The 17,495-nt window shown below is 64.7% G+C and carries 10 protein-coding genes and 1 pseudogene; 5 read left to right on the top strand and 6 right to left on the bottom strand.

The window, feature by feature from the left end:
• Positions 1-47: 47 nt before the first annotated feature.
• From B2D37_RS14065 to B2D37_RS14075, 3 genes are all read left to right on the top strand, one after another.
• Positions 48-386, top strand: a complete 339-nt coding sequence (locus tag B2D37_RS14065) for a hypothetical protein (RefSeq protein ID WP_079203266.1) — start codon at positions 48-50, stop codon at positions 384-386.
• A 305-nt stretch (positions 387-691) separates the two neighbouring features.
• The gene (locus tag B2D37_RS14070; RefSeq protein ID WP_079203267.1) at positions 692-1,813 is read left to right on the top strand and encodes a GGDEF domain-containing protein; all 1,122 of its coding nucleotides are present in this window, start codon (positions 692-694) and stop codon (positions 1,811-1,813) included.
• Between the two features lie 270 nt (positions 1,814-2,083).
• Positions 2,084-3,202 carry a diguanylate cyclase gene (locus B2D37_RS14075; RefSeq protein ID WP_079203268.1) on the top strand — a complete coding sequence of 373 codons (1,119 nt, stop codon included), beginning with the start codon at positions 2,084-2,086 and terminating at the stop codon, positions 3,200-3,202.
• Between the two features lie 150 nt (positions 3,203-3,352).
• On the opposite strand, the gene B2D37_RS24195 is transcribed toward B2D37_RS14075, so the two are convergent.
• The 5 genes and pseudogenes from B2D37_RS24195 to B2D37_RS24205 form a co-directional block, all read right to left on the bottom strand.
• Positions 3,353-4,090 carry a methyl-accepting chemotaxis protein gene (locus tag B2D37_RS24195; protein ID WP_371915455.1) on the bottom strand — a complete coding sequence of 246 codons (738 nt, stop codon included), beginning with the start codon at positions 4,088-4,090 and terminating at the stop codon, positions 3,353-3,355.
• Between the two features lie 129 nt (positions 4,091-4,219).
• A pseudogene (locus B2D37_RS24200) lies at positions 4,220-5,284 on the bottom strand (cache domain-containing protein); the annotation flags it as partial.
• 129 nt (positions 5,285-5,413) lie between these two features.
• A complete protein-coding gene (locus tag B2D37_RS14085) occupies positions 5,414-7,180 on the bottom strand; it encodes a diguanylate cyclase (protein WP_177345227.1) in 1,767 nt (588 codons plus the stop codon).
• A 161-nt stretch (positions 7,181-7,341) separates the two neighbouring features.
• Complete coding sequence (gene pbpC / locus B2D37_RS14090) at positions 7,342-9,708, bottom strand: peptidoglycan glycosyltransferase PbpC (RefSeq protein ID WP_079203271.1); 2,367 nt, start codon at positions 9,706-9,708, stop codon at positions 7,342-7,344.
• A gap of 563 nt (positions 9,709-10,271) precedes the next feature.
• On the bottom strand, positions 10,272-11,141 hold the full coding sequence (locus B2D37_RS24205; protein ID WP_218190394.1) for a DUF4573 domain-containing protein: 870 nt from the start codon (positions 11,139-11,141) through the stop codon (positions 10,272-10,274).
• 127 nt (positions 11,142-11,268) lie between these two features.
• On the opposite strand from B2D37_RS24205, the gene B2D37_RS14100 reads away from it, so the two are divergent.
• Together B2D37_RS14100 and B2D37_RS14105 are read left to right on the top strand one after the other, a co-directional pair.
• Positions 11,269-11,571, top strand: coding sequence for a hypothetical protein (locus B2D37_RS14100; protein ID WP_154067094.1), 303 nt, complete (start codon positions 11,269-11,271; stop codon positions 11,569-11,571).
• Between the two features lie 416 nt (positions 11,572-11,987).
• Entirely contained in the window at positions 11,988-12,281 is a 294-nt protein-coding gene (locus B2D37_RS14105) for a hypothetical protein (protein ID WP_079203274.1), read from the top strand.
• A 76-nt stretch (positions 12,282-12,357) separates the two neighbouring features.
• Here the strand turns inward: B2D37_RS14105 and B2D37_RS14110 are convergent, their stop codons facing one another.
• Positions 12,358-17,262, bottom strand: a complete 4,905-nt coding sequence (locus B2D37_RS14110; protein ID WP_079203275.1) for an alpha-2-macroglobulin — start codon at positions 17,260-17,262, stop codon at positions 12,358-12,360.
• Between the last annotated feature and the right edge of the window lie 233 nt (positions 17,263-17,495).

A 17,495-nucleotide genomic window follows, 5' to 3' on the forward strand; every position in this document is an offset into this window, starting at 1 on the left:
GGCCAAGGCAAATGGCCATCTTCCTCCAGTCGATGACCTGAGGCCTGATGCTGGCGGCTATCCAGTTGCACCCCGAGATAGCCGCCTCGCACCTGTTGATCATGCTCAGTGAGGTGATGTTCGGCACCGCCCTGGCGTTTACCTACCCGATCCGCGTGGGTCGTTGCGCACTGGCGATTCTGCTGACCTACCTGCCCAGCACCGCGTTGGTGCAGGCCATCCCGCTGGCCGAGCGTTTTCGCGCGTCCTTGGCCGCGCAACCGCGGCAAGTAGAGGCGCAGGAGCTGCCACTGACCTGCAGCCTGGCATCGGCCACTTCCTGCCACTCTGCGATGACTCGGCGGAAACTTTCTACAAACGGGTCGACGACGCCCTCTATCGGGTAGATGCCTGGGACCAGCTCAAGTCCGCCGAACGCGTATTGCAGGGTTCGGCCAGCGAGGTGCACCTGGTCGACAGCACCACCGGCCACTTGCTGCGCACCAGCGTCAGCCCGCTGCTGATCCTGCGCTGAGCCAGGCGCAGCGCGGCTCTCCCTCGCGCCAGCCGATCTGGCCGAACCGCCCAGGTTCGGCCGCGCAGCTCGCTTTTCCAAGGGCACCAACGCCAGCGAGCCACTATATAGCCACCAATCACTGCTGCTGCGTTAGAAGCGCTATGCTCTACCTCGACGCATTAGTGATTTCTTGCCATGACCCATAGCGAACTCCCTCAAGACCCTGCGGCCTTCGCCCTCTGGCGCGAAGCTCAGGACATTCATGCGCGCTCGCACCTGGCTGGTGTCTATTACCTGATCGCCTGGCTGCTGGTTTGGACAATGGTCGGCGAGCCCGGGCCGCAGCTGGTCATCGGCCTGACCGGCACCGCCTTCTTCGCGGCGCTAATGTTCCTGCGCCTGGCGCACCGCTTGCCGGCGCAGCACACCGAGGCGCTGCTGCAGGGCTGGCTCAACCGGCAGTGGACACTGATCCTGCTGGGCGCCCTGGGCTGGGGCCTGACGTTGGGCTGGGCACTGTCCAGTCCGGAGTTAGAGAATTCACGGGTCATCGCGATCATGGCCACCATCGCCTTCAGCACCGCCAGCATCTATCACCTGGCCATGCGCAAGCACCTGTCGCTACTCATCCTGCCACTGCTCTACCTGCCGGGGTTGCTGGCCCTGATGCTGGACTGGCAGGCGCAGCGGGGGCTCTTCATCGCCCTGATCGTCTACTTCAGTTACCTGATCCTCGCCCTCGGCCGCAACCGTGAGGTATATCGCAACCATCTGGCGCTCGAACTCGAGATGCTGGAACAACAGCAAAGCCTGGAACAACTCAGCCGCACCGACAGCTTGACCCAACTGGGCAACCGCTATCAGTTCAACAGCCTGTTTCCGGTGATGGTCGCCAACGCCCAACACCAGAGTGCGTCGATGTCGCTGGTGCTGCTGGACATCGACTTCTTCAAGCGGGTCAACGACGAACACGGCCATACCTGCGGCGACGCCTGCCTCAGCGCCTTTGCCGAACGCATGCGCCAGGTATTCCGCCGCCGCAGCGATGCCCTGCTGCGCCTGGGTGGTGAGGAGTTCGGCGTGCTGATGCCCAATACCACGCTGGAACAGGCCTGCCTGCTGGCGGAGAGCTTTCGCCTGGAACTCACCCAACAAGGCTTCAACGTGCAGGGCAACAGCCTGCCACTGACCGCCAGCCTCGGCGTCGGCTGTTTCGATCCACAGCGCGACGACAACGCCGAAGCCTTCTTCAAGCGCGTCGACGATGCGCTCTACAAAGCCAAGCGTACGGGCCGCAACCGCCTGGTCCAGGCCTGAACAGAACCGACGCTGATCGGCTACGTTCTTCAGCCCCGCGCCTCCCCACAGCGAGCGGGTCACCCCCCCCCCCCCCCCCCGTAGTCCGGATGCAGCCCGGAGATGCTGTTACGGCGGCACACCCTCCCGGCTAGCGCCGGCGCTTATCTGGGCCACGCAACTGTCGACCGCTCATCGAGCGTGTTGCCCGGCTCAGCGGTCAGCGAGCCGACCAAGGCAAATGGCCATCGTTCGACTAGGCTGAAACTGTACCTTTCGAGTACCGCGTCGATGAAGCCTGAACCTGCGGCCTCCAGCACCCGCCTCAGCTTGTGGCGGGAAGCCAGCGATACCCATGTCCGCTCCAGGTTTGCCGGCTATTACTACCTGCTCGCCTGGGGCCTGCTCTGGTTCACCAGCAGCGCCCCCTGGGAGAACCTCTGGGTGTGGGGTGGCGGCAGCCTGTTGTTGCTGCTGTTCTTCGCTTTGCGCAGTCGCCATCGCCCATCCGCACAACTCGACCCGACGCAACTGCAGCGCTGGCTGGATTTACACTGGCTGGCCATCCTTCTCCAGTCGATGACCTGGGGCCTGATGCTGGCGGGCCTCCAGCTGCACCCCGAGATAGTCGCCTCGCACCTGTTGATCATGCTCAGCGCGGTGGTGTTCGGCACCGCCCTGGCGTTTACCTTCCCGATGCGCATGGGCCGTTGCGCACTGGCCATCCTGCTGACCTACCTGCCCAGTACTGCGGTCAAGTTCCACCTGGGCATCGGCGACATCGGCGAATCCGTGGCATTGGTGGCCTACCTGGGCTATCTGGCTCTGTTCCTCTATCGCTGGAACCGCGAGTACTGCATCGGCCTCGAACGCGAACTGCGCCTGCTGCTGCACGGCGAACAGCTGGACCGGTTGAGTCGCACCGACGCCCTGACCGAACTGGGCAATCGTTATCAGTTCAACGCGCTGCTGCCCGGCTGGCTGGCCAACGCACGCCGACAAAACAGCCAGCTGACCCTGGTGCTGCTGGATATCGATTTCTTCAAGAGGGTCAACGACCAGTACGGCCACCGCACCGGCGACCTCTGTCTGCAAGCCTTCGCCGAACGCATGCGCCAGGGATTCCGCCGCGACAGCGATACCCTGCTGCGCCTGGGTGGTGAGGAGTTCGCCGTGCTGATGCCCGACACCGCGCTGGTGCAGGCCATCCCGCTGGCCGAGCGTTTTCGCGCGGCGCTGGCCGCGCAACCGCTGCAAGTCGAGGCGCAGGAGCTGCCATTGACCTGTAGCCTCGGCATCGGCCAGTTCCTGCCACTCTGCGACGACTCGGCGGAAAGCTTCTACAAACGGGTCGACGACGCCCTCTATCGGGCCAAGGCCGGGGGCCGCAATCGCCTCGAACTGGCCTGAGAGGCGGTGAAACCACTCCCGCCTGCTGCGACCGCCGCGCAGCGGCGTGCAAATCCGTTGTCCGCCGCTCTTGGTAGGAGGGCAGACCCCGGCGCAATGCTTTTGCTTGTTGCGCGAACTACGCCCGCTATCGCCGCGGGTCGTGCGTTACTAGAGCCTGAAACTGCCCATCTGCCGGGCCAGATCATCGGCCAGGCCACTCAGGGCCTGGCAGTCCTCACGACAACTGCGCACTTCGTCGGCGGTGGCATGTGCCAGGTCGGCGATGCCCTGAACGTTACGGGTGATTTCCTCGGTGACCGCCGACTGCTCCTCGGTCGCCGCCGCCACCTGAGTATTCATGTCGCTGATGGTTTCCACCTGTTCGGTGATCGCCCCCAGCGATTGGCCGGTGCGCTGACTGGCCTCGACCCCGGTGCCCGTCGCCGCCTGTCCGGCATGCATGGAGATGACCGCGGTATCCGCGCCCTGTTTGAGGCGCTGGATAATCTGCTGGATTTCGTCGGTGGAACGCTGGGTACGGCTGGCCAGGGTGCGCACCTCGTCGGCCACCACGGCAAAGCCGCGGCCCATTTCTCCGGCGCGCGCCGCCTCAATCGCGGCATTCAGCGCCAGCAGGTTGGTCTGCTCGGAAATCCCGCGGATCACCGCCAGCACCTGGTCGATGGACCCCACCTGTTGCGCCAACTCGCCCACCGCCGCGGCCGCACCGCCAATGTCGGCGGACATCCGTTCGATATGTTCGATCGATTGACCGACCACCACACGCGCCTGCTGCGCCTCGTCACGGGCCCCGTGCGAGGCCTGGGCGGCGCGGTTGGCATTGCGCGCGATTTCCTGCACGGTCAGGCCCATCTCATGCACCGCGGTGGCGACCATGTCGGTCATCTCCCGCTGCTGGCCGGCGCGCCCGGCGGTGTTCTCCACCACCCGGGCGACCTGCCCGACCGAGCTACGCAGGCGTTCGCTGGTGGCCAGGACATCGGCAATCAGGCTGCGCTGACTGCCGATGAAACTGTTGAAACCGCGGGCCAGATCGCCCAATTCGTCGGCGCGCGACTCATCCAGGCGGCGGGTCAGGTCACCGCCGCCGCCACCGATCTCCACCAGTGCCGCCGTGACCTGGCGAATTGGCCGCACTAGGCCGCGCGCCAGCAACACCACCAGGCCGAGGAAAAACACCGCCACGCCGCCGCCGATCAGGCTGCTCAGCAGCAGTGCCTGTCGCGCCTCGGCATAGATTTCCGCCTCGGGTATCTCGCTCACCAGCAGCCAATCAAGGGTCTGCAGCGGCTGGGCGATGGCCAGGAAGTCCTCGCCATCACGCTGGAAGGACACCGCATCACGGCCTTTGGCCAGCAACTCGGTCGCCGCCTGGCCACCGACTAGTTGGCCGAGGTCGCGGCTGTTATTGAACTCGGACTGTGGGTGCACCTTGACCTTGCCGTCCGCGCTGACCAGATAGACCCGGCCAGCCTCGCCAAAATGGAAGTTGCGAATCATCTCGGACATCGCGCTCAGGCTGAACCCCAGACCGGCCACCCCAAGCGTCTTGCCTGCGGCGACAACACGCTGATTGATGAACAGGGTCGGTTCGCGAGTGGTCTGGTCGATGTCGATATCCAGCGAGCGTGCCTGGCCGCCATCGACGAAACCGTAGAACCAGTTATTCTCGGCCGGCCCACGCGCCAGGCTGCGATCGAGGCCCTTGCCGGTGAAGTAGTGACCGCTATCCAGGCCAACAATAAAGGTCGTCAGGGCTTTTTGCTGCGTTTGCACAGCGCTCAGGTAGCGCACGAACGCGGCCTGTTGGGCGGCGTCCTCGCCTTGCTCCAGCCAATCCACCACCAGGCTGTTCTCGGCAATGCCACGGGCCGCGGTCAAGGGTTCGGTCAGCACTCGCTCGAGATCGTTGCGGATGGCCAGGATACTTGCCGGCAACGCCTCCTCGACCAAATAGCGCTCGGCCAGACGGTTGACCACTGCCGAATAGATGCCCACCACGATCAGGATGCTGGCGAGCAACGCCGCGCCCATACTGAGGATCAGTTGCCACTGAATGCTGCGCTGCCAGAGATGCATGGAAAGCCTGCCGTTTTATTGTTGTGAGTAGCCGGAAAATTGCATACAGCATTGTGCACACTTTTAAAGACTGTGACAGCCATTAGCAATTATCGAGTACCCGTCACAACAGCCGGATGATCAGCCAACTCACGACGAATACAGCAGCACCCCCTGCTTACCACTGCGTTTGCGCTGATACATGGCCTGATCGGCCTGACGCATCAGGATTTCGATATCCGGCTCGATGCCGTCGCTGAAACTGATGCCGATGCTGGCACCAACCCTGACGCTTTGATTCTGCAGCGCCACCGGCAAACTGATGACCTGCAGCAGGCGCTCTGCCAGCCCCAGGACTTCCTGCCGGCTGTGGATGCCTTCGCTGAGCAAAATGAATTCATCGCCGCCCAGCCGGGCGACCAGATCGCTGCCGCGGGCAAACGCCTGCAGCCGCGCGGCAACCTCGATCAACACCCGATCCCCAGCCGCATGCCCCCATTCGTCGTTGATGTCCTTGAAGCCATCCAGATCAATCAACACCAGCGCCAGCAACTCGCCGCGCCGCCTGGTGCGCAACATCGCCTGCTGCATATGGCTGGCCAGGGCGGCCCTGTTGGCCAGTCCGGTCAGCGGATCCTGCATGGCTTGCGCTTCCAGCCTGGCATTGGCTTCGGCCAGCGCTTCGGTGCGTTCGGTAACGCGTTGTTCCAGCACCTGTTCCTGGTGCAGCGCGGCAGCCAGCGCCAGCCTCTGCGTCTCTTCCTGCAGCCGCTTGAGTTGATTGAAGCGCGCCGCCAACCCGAGTGAGAGCAGCAGCATCTCCATGGCCGAGCCAACCTGCATGGCGTTGAGGGTAACGAAGTTGGACGGGATCAGAGCGAAATTACGCAGCGCCAGCAGGGTCCCGCCGACCAGCAGCGCCAGCCAGGCCAGTACGAAGATCCGCGCTCCCGGCACTCGCTTGGCCACACAGATGAGCCCGCTGACCAACAGCACCAAACAGGTGATCAGGCCGACGATAGACATCAGTTGCAGGGCTCGTTGCACGTCGATCAATAGCGTGACCAGGGTCGCTAGAGCGGCCAGAAAGGCCCACACGCCCAAGCAACGATCGAGCCTTGGCGCCCGCCGGGCGGTACACAAAAACGCCTGGGCAAACAGCACCCCGAGCGTGGCCGCCAGACTGATGCCCAAGGGCAGCAGCCGATTGCCCGGCGTGCCCAGATTGGGCCACAGGTACTGGGCACCCAGGCCGTTGATGGCCAGCACGCCAACCCCGAAGCTGGCGACAAAACACACATACAGAATGAACGAGCGCTCGCGCAACACCGCGAACAGCAACAGGTTATAGCTGCCTAATGCCAGCAACGCGCCGAAATACAGGGCCAGCAGCACATAGCCCTTCTGGCTGTATTGCTGAAAGCCCGCCGCCGACCATAGCTGGCTATCCAGGGTCAGACTGCCTTCGGAATGGGCGAGAATGAACAGCCGGCGCTGCTCGCCGGGCGCCAGGCGCAGGGCGAAGATAGGATTGCGATGGCCGATGCTGCGCTCACTGTAGGCCAGGGTATCGCCAGAATGCTGGACCTGGATGCCGTCCGCGCCGACGCTGTAGAGGCTGACCCGATCAAGCGAGGCATAGCGCATCTCGATCAGCCAATCGGTGAGTTCGTCGGCCGCGGAGACCAGGTCGAGGGTCAGCCAGAGATGATCTTGGGTATAGCCGAAATTCAGATCGCGGCGCTCACTGGCCGGGCGGAACTGCTCGGTCTGCTGCAGAACCTGCTCGATCTGCAGGCTGCGCTCCGGGTCGCGCAGATAGCGGATGTAAGGCTGCAGAGCGATGTCTGACTGGCTGCCATCGACGATCAACACTTGCGGCTCGGCCGCACCAACAGGGCTGGCCAGAACCAGCATGCAAGCCAACAGACGCAGACAGGCCCAAAGACCAGCACTCGCGAACTTATCCGGCAAAGCCGACGCTCCCATAGCAACAGGCCTGCAATAGCATCGTGCCAGCCCTGAGCTTTGAAGATAGCTCAGCCGGCCGCCGGCCGCCGGACGCTCCAGGCAATCGCCTACTGACCCACACTGAACTCCAGGCGCGCGGTCTGGCCGCTCTCGTCCAGCACACTGAGCTGGTAACGGCCACTGCGGCTGAAGGCGTGGTTGAAGTCGGCCGCGGCCGCCGTCTCACCCAGCGGCTGGCCATTGACGAACCACCAGCGCCGGCCCGCGCCACCGAGGGTCGCAAGGCGCAGACGCAGCGGCTCGGCACTGCCCGCCGGGCGACGCAGGCGATCACCCTGGCGCACCCCGACAATCGACAGCGGCGCGACCCGGCTTGCCCCGTGCGGCGGGCAAGCCGGGTCGCTAGCAGGCAAGCGCGCACTGCGCCGTTCGGCACGCGGCAGCCAGGGCTCCAGGGCGGCCGGCCACAGCAGCAGCGCGTGTGGCTTGGCCCCCGGGCAGTTGGCCGCGACGCGCAGCCCCGCCGCGTTCAACCAGAGCGGTTCGCGCAAGCCCAAGCCGAGCGGCTGATCGAGCGCCTGCAAAGTCGGCGGCGTGGTGCCCGCCAGGGTCCAGGCGAAGCGCTGACGGCGGCAGTTGGGGTCGGCCTTGGCCAATGGCTGGCCCAGCGGCCAGCAGATCGCCGCCACACCGACCGCGGCCGGTTGCGGATCGGCCGGTACAGCGAGACCGTGCTGGCTGTCGCGGTTGACCAGCAGATCGTGCACCTGCAGCAGCAGCGGCGCGGCCGAGGCCAGGCCGAATTGACCGGGCACCGGGGTACCGTCCGGCCGCCCGACCCAGATGCCAATGACATAGCGCGGCGCCACGCCGATCGCCCAGGCATCGCGAAAGCCGTAGCTGGTACCGGTCTTCCAGGCCAGGCCGGGGCGTTGCACCAACTGCGCGTGCGGATCGCGATCCGGCCGGGCCTGGCCGCTGAGAATGCGCCGCACGATCCAGGCCGCTCCGGGCGACAGCAGGCGCCGCTCCCGCAGCGCATCCTGCGGCTGGAAACGCAGGCGTGCGGCCTTGCCGCCACGGGCGAAGGCGCTGTAGCCGCTGACCAGATCTTCCAGGCGGCTGCCGGCGCCGCCGAGGATCAACGCCAGGTTCGGCTCGGCCAGCGGCGGCAAGGCCAGGGGCACGCCGGCGCTGCGCAGTTCGCCGGCGAAGCGCTTCGGCCCGTAGGCTTCCAGCAGTTGCACCGCCGGCAGGTTGAGCGAGCGGGCCAGCGCCTCGCTGGCCGACACCGCGCCGCTGAAACCGGCGGCGAAGTTGCCCGGACGGTAATCGCCGTAGCGCCGCGGCACGTCCTGCAGCAAGGATTCGGAATGAATCAGCCCGTCATCCAGGGCCAGGCCATACAGGAAGGGTTTGAGCGTCGAGCCGGGCGAGCGCACGGCACTGATCATGTCGACATGGCCGAAGCGTTTGCCATCGCCGATATCCACCGAGCCGAGGTAGGCGCGCACCGCCATGCTCGGCTGCTCGACCACCAGGATCGCCGCCGAGGTGCGCTCCGGCAAGCGTGCGCGCCAGCCCAGCAGCAGGTCTTCCAGGCGTCGCTGCAGCGCCGCATCCAGGGTCGTGCGAATCAGCGGCGGGCTGCCGGGCCGGTTCAGCCGCCGCGCCAGCAACGGTGCCAGGCGCGGTTCCTGGCGCGGCGCCAGCAGCACCGGTTCCTGCAGTGCATCATTGATCGCCGACTGCGGCCATACCTCGAAACTCGCCAAGCGCTTGAGCACCTTGTCGCGCGCGACCTGGGCGCGTGCGGGGTGACGATCCGGACGCAGGCGGCTGGGCGCCTGCGGCAAGACCGCGAGCAACGCCGCCTCGGCGCGGGTCAACTGGCTCGGCGGTTTGCCCAGATAGGCCCAACTGGCCGCAGCCACCCCCTGCAGAGTGCCGCCGAAAGGCGCACGGTTGAGGTACAGGCCGAGGATCTCGTCCTTGGACAGGTACCACTCCAACTGCGCCGTGCGCCACAGTTGCTTGAGCTTGCCGGCGTAACTGCGCGTATGCGGATCGAGTAGTCGCGCCACCTGCATCGACAAGGTGCTGCCGCCGGAGACCAGCCGTCCGCCACTGAGGTTCTGCCAGAGTGCGCGGCCCAACGCCAAGGGATTCACCCCCGGATGCCGATAGAACCAGCGATCCTCATAGGTCAGCAGCGCCTCCAGATAATAAGGCGAGACCCCAGAGGGGCTGACTGGATAGCGCCACACCCCGTCGCGGTCGGCGAAACGCCACAGCGGCGTACCGTCCTCGGCCAGTACTACGCGAGCCAGGTCGTCTTCGGGCAACGACAAGGGATACAGGCGGTCGGCCAGCCACAGCAGTGCCGGCAACAGCACCAATGTGGCCACCAGCCAGATTCGGCGACGCGTCTTGCCAAGCGGTGCCGCCTGGCTCCATGCCGGCCACTTGTTCAACAGGCTAACCCCTTGAAATAAAAATGTTTATCCACCTTTTAGTAGCAATTAGCCGCCACCACAGAAAGCCATAAAAATGACGCCAGTACACAGCCTAAAAGCGAAAATCAACCGATCGTCGGATTACTGTCACAAAGTGATTTTTCGCTCAGCTCGCGCCTTTACAAGACCTCGGCGCCCACCTAAACCAATATCACACTGACATCAGGGCAAGTAGGCCGCTCACCTGAATCAGTTGCCACGCAAACACAGGCATCACTCTCAGCACGCGACAGCAGAGGTTACCGCGAAGGCGGCAGCCCTAGGTACGACTTCGCCTCACGGAAGGCTGATCAGGGAGATCGGTGGCGAGCTCGGCAGGTTCGAGTGGAACGGTTGCCCCCCAAAATTTACGACAGGACATTGATCATGGAAAAAAGTTATCCGGTTGATTCGCAGTACCCGGTGGCGAGATCGGCACTGGCCAGGCTTGTCCACAGATCTGCAGCGGCTATGCCGGCAGCCCTTATATCAATCACGCTGCTCGGCATCAGCGGCACGGCGCTGGCCGACCACGATGTCACTCATACCGTAGCCAATCTCAAGGGCGGGGTAGGCGCCCTCGAACAACGTGTCTGGGATTGCGAAAATGGTCGCGGAGGCTGCGCCCGTGCCAAGGGCGATAAGGGCGAAAACGGCGACATCGGTCCTATCGGCCTGAAGGGCGACAAAGGCGACAAGGGCGAAACCGGTGACACCGGCCCTATCGGCCTGAAGGGCGACAAAGGCGACAAAGGCGAAATCGGCGACATCGGCCCTATCGGCCTGAAGGGCGACAAAGGCGACAAAGGCGACAAAGGCGAAATCGGCGACATCGGCCCTATCGGCCTGAAGGGCGACAAAGGCGACAAGGGCGAAACCGGCGACATCGGCCCTATCGGCCTGAAGGGCGACAAAGGCGACAAAGGCGAAACCGGCGACATCGGCCCTATCGGCCTGAAGGGCGACAAAGGCGACAAAGGCGAAACCGGCGACATCGGCCCTATCGGCCTGAAGGGCGACAAAGGCGACAAGGGCGAAACCGGTGATATCGGCCCTATCGGCCCTATCGGCCTGAAGGGCGACAAAGGCGACAAAGGCGAAACCGGCGACATCGGCCCTATCGGCCTGAAGGGCGACAAGGGCGACAAAGGCGACAAGGGCGAAACCGGTGATATCGGCCCTATCGGCCTGAAGGGCGACAAAGGCGACATCGGCCTGAAGGGCGACAAGGGCGACAAGGGCGACACCGGACCACAGGGACCAGCGGGTAATACAGGCCTGTCTCTGTGGGAAACAGTCATCAAAGACTGCACCGGGAACCCAACAAACACCACGTGCACAGCAGTCTGCTCTTCAGGGAATAGCATTCTCGGCGGTGGTGTGAGCATCACAGCCACAAATCCGACAATCATTCAGAGCTACCCGAACTCCGGGAGCTGGACCGTGACGCTAAAGTCTGCGGAGCCAATGAAGGTATACGCGATATGTGCACGAATCAATCTGCCAACTAACTAGCCCGGCACCACTGGAGATTTAGCCATGAACAAACTCTCACTTTATGCATGGGCAGCTATCGGGACTCTCTTAACCGGGCCAGCCTTGGCAAATCATTGTGCTGCAGACCTCACCAATGTGCAGAACGCAGCCAACCAGGCGACCTCCGCCCAGCCCAATGTGCTGGGCGCGGTCGAAGCCCTGGTCCCCGCAGCCCTCGAGGCCTGCCGTAATGAAGAACTGGCGATGGCCAGTGCAGAGTTAGGCTCACTGATGCTCGAGCCGGACTATGTGTCGGTGGGACAATCCATGCTGATCAACGCCGCCGATCTGCTCAACGGCAAGTAACCCCCGCAACATGCTCCCGGCTGGCATATCTGCCATCCGGGAGCACGCCAATTTCCCACCCTCCAGATACCCGAACATCCGTTTCTGCCGATACCCCGCTATCCCCCTTGCGTCTTGCGTTTCACCCCGACAAAGAACCAGGGCCAAATGCCAAACCGCCTCGCGTGCAAGCACCCGCCAAAAAAACTGCCGCGAATCCTCCGTACGGTCGACGCGTTCACCGGATTGCATTGAGGCTATGCCGGCCGGAGGAGTCCTTGGTCGCGTGGGCTTGTTCTGCGCGCTAGCAAGATCGACGTCGAGCGTCCGACCGATACGCCTGCGGGACCGACCGAGGGATGGCACACTAACGCCCCTTGCCGCCGGTGATCGCCGGCAACAATCCACTGCGCCGCTCGGCTGAAAGGAACCGTTGAATGCAGGTAGAAAGTTTTTTCGAATGGCTGGGGCAGGCCTTCGGCACTGTTATCCGCTTTATAATCGAGGCCCTCAGCAGCTTCCTCGGCCTGTTCGGCAGCGCCTTCAGCGGCTTTATCAACGGCATGTCCAAGGCCCTGGACATTACCCCGTCCTTGCTCGGCTTCCTCGTGCTGATCATCGGCCTGCTGCTGCTCTATGCCGCGGTGCGGGCCTTGCTCAAACGCCAATTTATCGCCGGGCTGATCTGGTTGTTCTTCGGTCTGTGGCTGCTCGGTGGTCTGATCAGCTGAGGCTCGCGCAGCCAAGGGCCAAGCGTCCCGCTCATCGAGGCCAGGGCCCGCCACTGCGCTGGCGGGCCCTGGCTGTTTAGCGCGGTTTGACCACCATCCGCCCCGGAGTATCGCCCAGGGCCTGCCAGTTCGGCCGGTACATGGACTCCACCTGCGGTGGCGGCACGCGGTAGCTGCCGGGGGTGACGGCGCGGGCCAGGTAGAGCAGGTGGGTAGTGCCGTAAGCCTGCACATCCACGGCCGCGACATAGCGGTCGCCACGGAATTCCTGGTGTTTGATGCTGGCGTCGTGCATCGCCTTTTGCCATTCCTGCACCGCGCTGCCAGCGTCTTCCAGGCTGGCGGCGCTTAGCGCGAGGTTCTGGTTTTCCAGTTCCAGGCCGGCGGGCAGCAGGTCGACCACCAAGGCATCCGGCACCCGCTGCTTGGCCGCCACGGCCAGATGCACCAGCACCAGTTCGCCACTTTGCAGCGCGGAGAGATCCAGCGGACTGCCGTCCATAGCCAAGTACTCGCGGTAGATACTGAGGTTGTCGCCGCCTGCCGCTGGCGCCTTGGCCGGGTAGCCGGAAAGGGTCAGCTGCTGATACAGCGCTTCACTGCCCGGGTTACTGATGCTCATGGCCGCGGCCAGTTCGCTAGCGTCCAGCTTGAGACCGGGCCGGCTATTGCTCAGCTCGAACTCGAACGCACCGCTGCGCAGGCCGGCATGCCAGTTCGGCTCCGGCTTACCGAGCAGATTACGCCCGGCCAGGTACAGCGAATTGCGCTCTTGGGTCGACAGCCATTGCTGGCCGGCCACTTCGTCGGCCAAGGCGAACAGCCGCGCCTCGCGACTGCTCGCCGCCAGCTCATGCTCCTCCAGCAAGGCCAGGATCAGCGCCTGATCGCGCAGCGGGCTGCCGTAGTCGGCCAGCCAGTTGTCACGCTTCCGGCTGCGCGCCAGGCCAGCGGCCAGGGCATCGTCGGCGCGAGGTTGATCGCCCATTTTCTGCAAGGCGACGGCCAGATGCACCAGCGGCAAGCCGGACAGCGCGTCGCTGCGCCGCTCGTAGAGGCTGCGCAAGGCACCGAGCGGCGCCTGTTGGCTGCGCGCCAGCACGTATCCGGCATAAGCCTGCACGGCGAAACGGCTGTGATTGGCGTTGTCGCTGTAGTCGACCTCGATCAGATTGCGCTCCTGCACATAGCGCAGCAGCCGCTCGCTGGCCTTTTTCAGTGCCTCGTTCGGCACGCCGAAACCCTGTTCGCGGGCGCGCAGGAGGAAGTCGCTGACATAGGCGCTCAGCCAGTATTCCTCGTCACCGTCAGCGCCCCACAAACCGAAGCTGCCGTTGTGCCGCTGCATGCTCAGCAGCCGTTCGATGCCCAGTTCGATGGCGCGCCGGCGCTGCTCGTCCGATTCGCCCTCCAGGCCCAGGCGCTTGAGGGTCGCCGCATCGGCATACAGTGACGGATACAGGCCGCTGACGGTCTGTTCCAGACAGCCGTAGGGATAGGCCTTGAGCGCACGGATCTGCTCGCCGAGGTTGAGCGGCGGACGACTGGAAATCGCCAGACGCGCCTCCAGCCCGGCCGGTTCGAAGGCCTCCAGCGCGCCGGCCGGCAGGTTCCAGGCCTGATCCTTGAGCACTGCGCGAAAGTGTTGCAGCTGCGCCGGATAGGCCGGGCGAACGCCCAGGCTCCACTCGCGACTGAACGGCGGCAGGTCTTCGCCGGGCAGAGTCAACCCCTGCACCGTCACCTTGAGTCGCCCCTGACCGAAGCCACCGAGGGCGCGCACAGGAATGCGCAGGATGCGCCGCTCACCATCGGCCAGGTTGAGGGTAGTCGCTGCCGCGCCCGGCTCGATCAGGCTCAATTGGCCCTCGACACCGAAGTTCACCTGCAGTTGCTGGGCCTGGCCAGACAGGTTGTTCACGTCCAGGGCCAGGCTGGTTTCGTCGCCACCAGCGAGGAACCGCGGTGCCGACAACTGCGCAATCAGCGGCGCAGCGACCAGGGTCTTGCCCTCGACCATGCCGTAGCGCTCGTCGCTCCAGGCTTGCGCCATCAGGCGCAGCTCGCCATTGAAGTCGGGGATGTCCAGGCTGACTTCGCCCTCACCCTGCTCATTGAGCTGCAACGGCTGACTCTGTAACGCAACGATCAGCACGCTGGTGTCCGGGCGTTTGCCGCCGCCCGCCAGGGCCGCGTCACCGCCGAAGGCCAGCTTGGCCAGCCGACCCTGGCCGGCTTCGATCAGTTGCCCGTAGACGTCCAGCTGGTCGGCGCCGTAGGCCTTGCGGCCGAACAGGCTGACAAATGGGTCAGGCGTGGGGTAGTCGGTGATGTTAAGGATGCCGGCATCCACCGCGGCGACCAACACCTGCACCCGTTCTGGCACACTGCCATCGGCATTGCGCGCGCGCACCTTGACCTTGAGCGGCTGGTTCGGCCGCATCTGCTCCGCGGCGTGCAGGCTCAGCGCCAGCTTGCGCGGCGCACGCTGCAGCGGCAGATGCAGCAGGCCGACCGCGCGCTTGGGCGTAGCGTTGCTCTTGCGCTCGCCGGGGCGGATCACCAGGGCGCTGACGTACAGATCGTGGCGCGCCCAGTCCTTGGCGAGCGGAATCGCGAAGGCCTTGCCCTCGGCCGGCACTTCGATTGCCTGCCACCACAGCGGGCCGTCGCTGGACTCGACCAGCAGATAACCGCTGCCGCCGGCCGGCGGCGTCACCGTGACCGTGGCGGTTTCACCGTCGCCATAGGCCGGTTTGTCCAGCGCCAGCTTGACCTGATCCGGGCGTACCGCGCCGCCGTCGGCGTTGTCCTGCCAGCGGTAGCCGGCCCAGAAGCGCAGGCTGCTGAGCAGGCCGGTCTGGGCGTCGATCACTTCGATACGATAAGGCCCCCACTCCACCGGGAAGCTGATCCTGGCCGTGCCGCCAGCTGCGACCTTGAGGGTTTCTTGGTTGAGGGTGAGGAATTTCTCGTTGTAGTTATGGCTCCAGCCATCGCTATCGGAGAAGTTCCAGTAGTAGTCGCGGCGTTCGCGAATCAAGCGCACGCGCAGTTGCTCGGCGGCCAGTTTGTTGCCGGCGGCATCGGCCACCAACACCTCGAACTCGGCCAGGCTGTCGGCGTCGACCTGCTCGCCATCGAACAGCCCGCGCACGCCCGGCAAACGTTCTGCCGGCCATACCGGCTGGATCAGTCGACGGGTAATGGCGCGGCCACCAGACTCCTGCAGACTGGTTTGCAGGATCAGCTGCAGTGGCGACTTGGTCTCAGCCCAGCGGCTGTCGATGCTCAGGCTGGCCTGGCCTTGCTCATCGAGCTTGACCTCGTCCAGCTCGATGTCCTGGTTGAGTTCCTCCTCGGTGAGCGAACCGAACTGATAACCCGGCAGGCTGGCCACCGCCTCGCGCAGCGGCCGTACGTAGAGCTGACCGCTGAGGCGATTGCCGGCGGCAGGCGCGCCATACAGGTAGTGCCCGCTCACGGCGAAACGCGCACTGGCGCTTGGCTTGAACGGCAGCTCGCTGCCCGTGAGTTCCAAGGCCAGGCGTTCGGGCAGGAAGTCTTCGACCGCAAATTCATACAGCTGCGGCTTGCCGTCGCCGAGGTCGAAGAGCAACTGCCAGCGCCCGGTCGGCGCCTCCTCGGCCAGCTGCAACGGGTATTGATAGAGCCCCGAAGCGTCGGCCTGCCAGACGAACTTGCGGCTGACCTGTGCGTCCGGCCGGCGCACCTCGACATGCACCGGCTGCGCCTTGAGCGCGCGGCCGTCGGCATCGCGCAGCAAGGCGTTAAGCAGCACGGTTTCGCCGGGGCGATAGAGGTCACGCGGACCGAACACGAAGAACTGCAGCGGATGCGCCTGCGGGCCGCTGATGTCGAACTCGGCCAGGTCCAGCGCCGGGCCGTTCAAGCGCAGCAGACTGGTCTGCTCACCCAGGTGCGCCAGCAACACCTCGGCCTTGGCCGGCAGCGGCAGCTCGGCATGCCCGGCGCTGTCGGTCTTGCCCTCGGCCAGCAACTGACCCTTGCCATCGAGCAACTCCAGCTCGACCTCGGCCAACGCCAGGCCGCCAGCCAGGGCCTGGGTGAACACGTCCAGGCGATTGCGGTAACGGTGGGCGGACAGGCCGATGTCGCTCAGGGTGAACAGGGTGGCTGGCTGCGAATAGCTGTAGTTGCCGGCTTCGCGCATCACCGCCAGGTACACCCCGGGCTGCTTGAACGGCGGCAGACCGGCAATCGGCAGGAGCAGGGTTTCGCGCGTGTTGCGCGGCGGATCGAGGTCGAAGCGCCCGCCGTAGACCAGCTCGGCCATCGGTAGCAGCGAGCGTGCCTCCCAGGTGTCGAGAGTGCTGCTGTTGCCCCAACGGCTGAGAAAACTCGGCAAGGACTCGGGTTTGATGCGAAAGAACTCGACGTTGACCTTGTCGACGTTCAGCGCGATCACCGGCAACCCTTCGGCCAGACGGGTCGGCAACAGCGAACCGCGGCTGGCAAAGCCGACACTGGCTTGCAGGTCGCGGGTCTGCAGACGGCTGACATGCTCACCCGCCAATTGCTTGCCGGTCAGCGCCTGCAGCCCGCCATCCACCGTCAGCACCAGCTTGCGCTTGGGCTGCAGATGGCGCAGGCGCAGCTCCATCAGGTTGTCGCTCAGTTCCCAGGCGCCGTCGACCTTGCCGCTTTTACTGTCGACCAGGTGCACGCGTTCGGCGAATTTCTGCTGCGGCTCGAGCGGCACGGAAAAGCTCACGGACAACGCGCTGGCGCCATCTACCTGAACCTCGGAAACATCCACCACGCTCAGCTCGCGCCCAGCATAGCGCTCGGCCAACGCCGCGCGGTCGCTGACCGGCGTGGTCGGCTCGCGACTCACCGCGGCGGCGTTCGGGTTGACGTTGGCGGGCTCGGGGGCGGAGGAGTCACAGGCGCTGAGCAGGCTCAGGACAAGTGCCAGAAACAGTCCTTTGTTCGGCATTGCAGGCTCCAACAAAATGGCAGGCGCAGAGGCCAATCACTATAGCCGAGCCGCCCTGGAGCGACGAGACCGGCGCAGCAAAACTGCACATGCGGCACGGTCGCAGTGGCCAACCGGGTCATAGGCTCGAGCACAGCGGTTGTGAAGCTATCGAACACCGTTACGAGGCTGTCTCCAGCTGTTCGCCGCAAGACACGCTGCGCAAAAAACGGAGGGATGTTGTGAGCTAAATG

This window comes from Pseudomonas sp. CC6-YY-74 (genome assembly GCF_002025205.1).
Lineage (GTDB): Bacteria > Pseudomonadota > Gammaproteobacteria > Pseudomonadales > Pseudomonadaceae > Aquipseudomonas > Aquipseudomonas paeninsulae.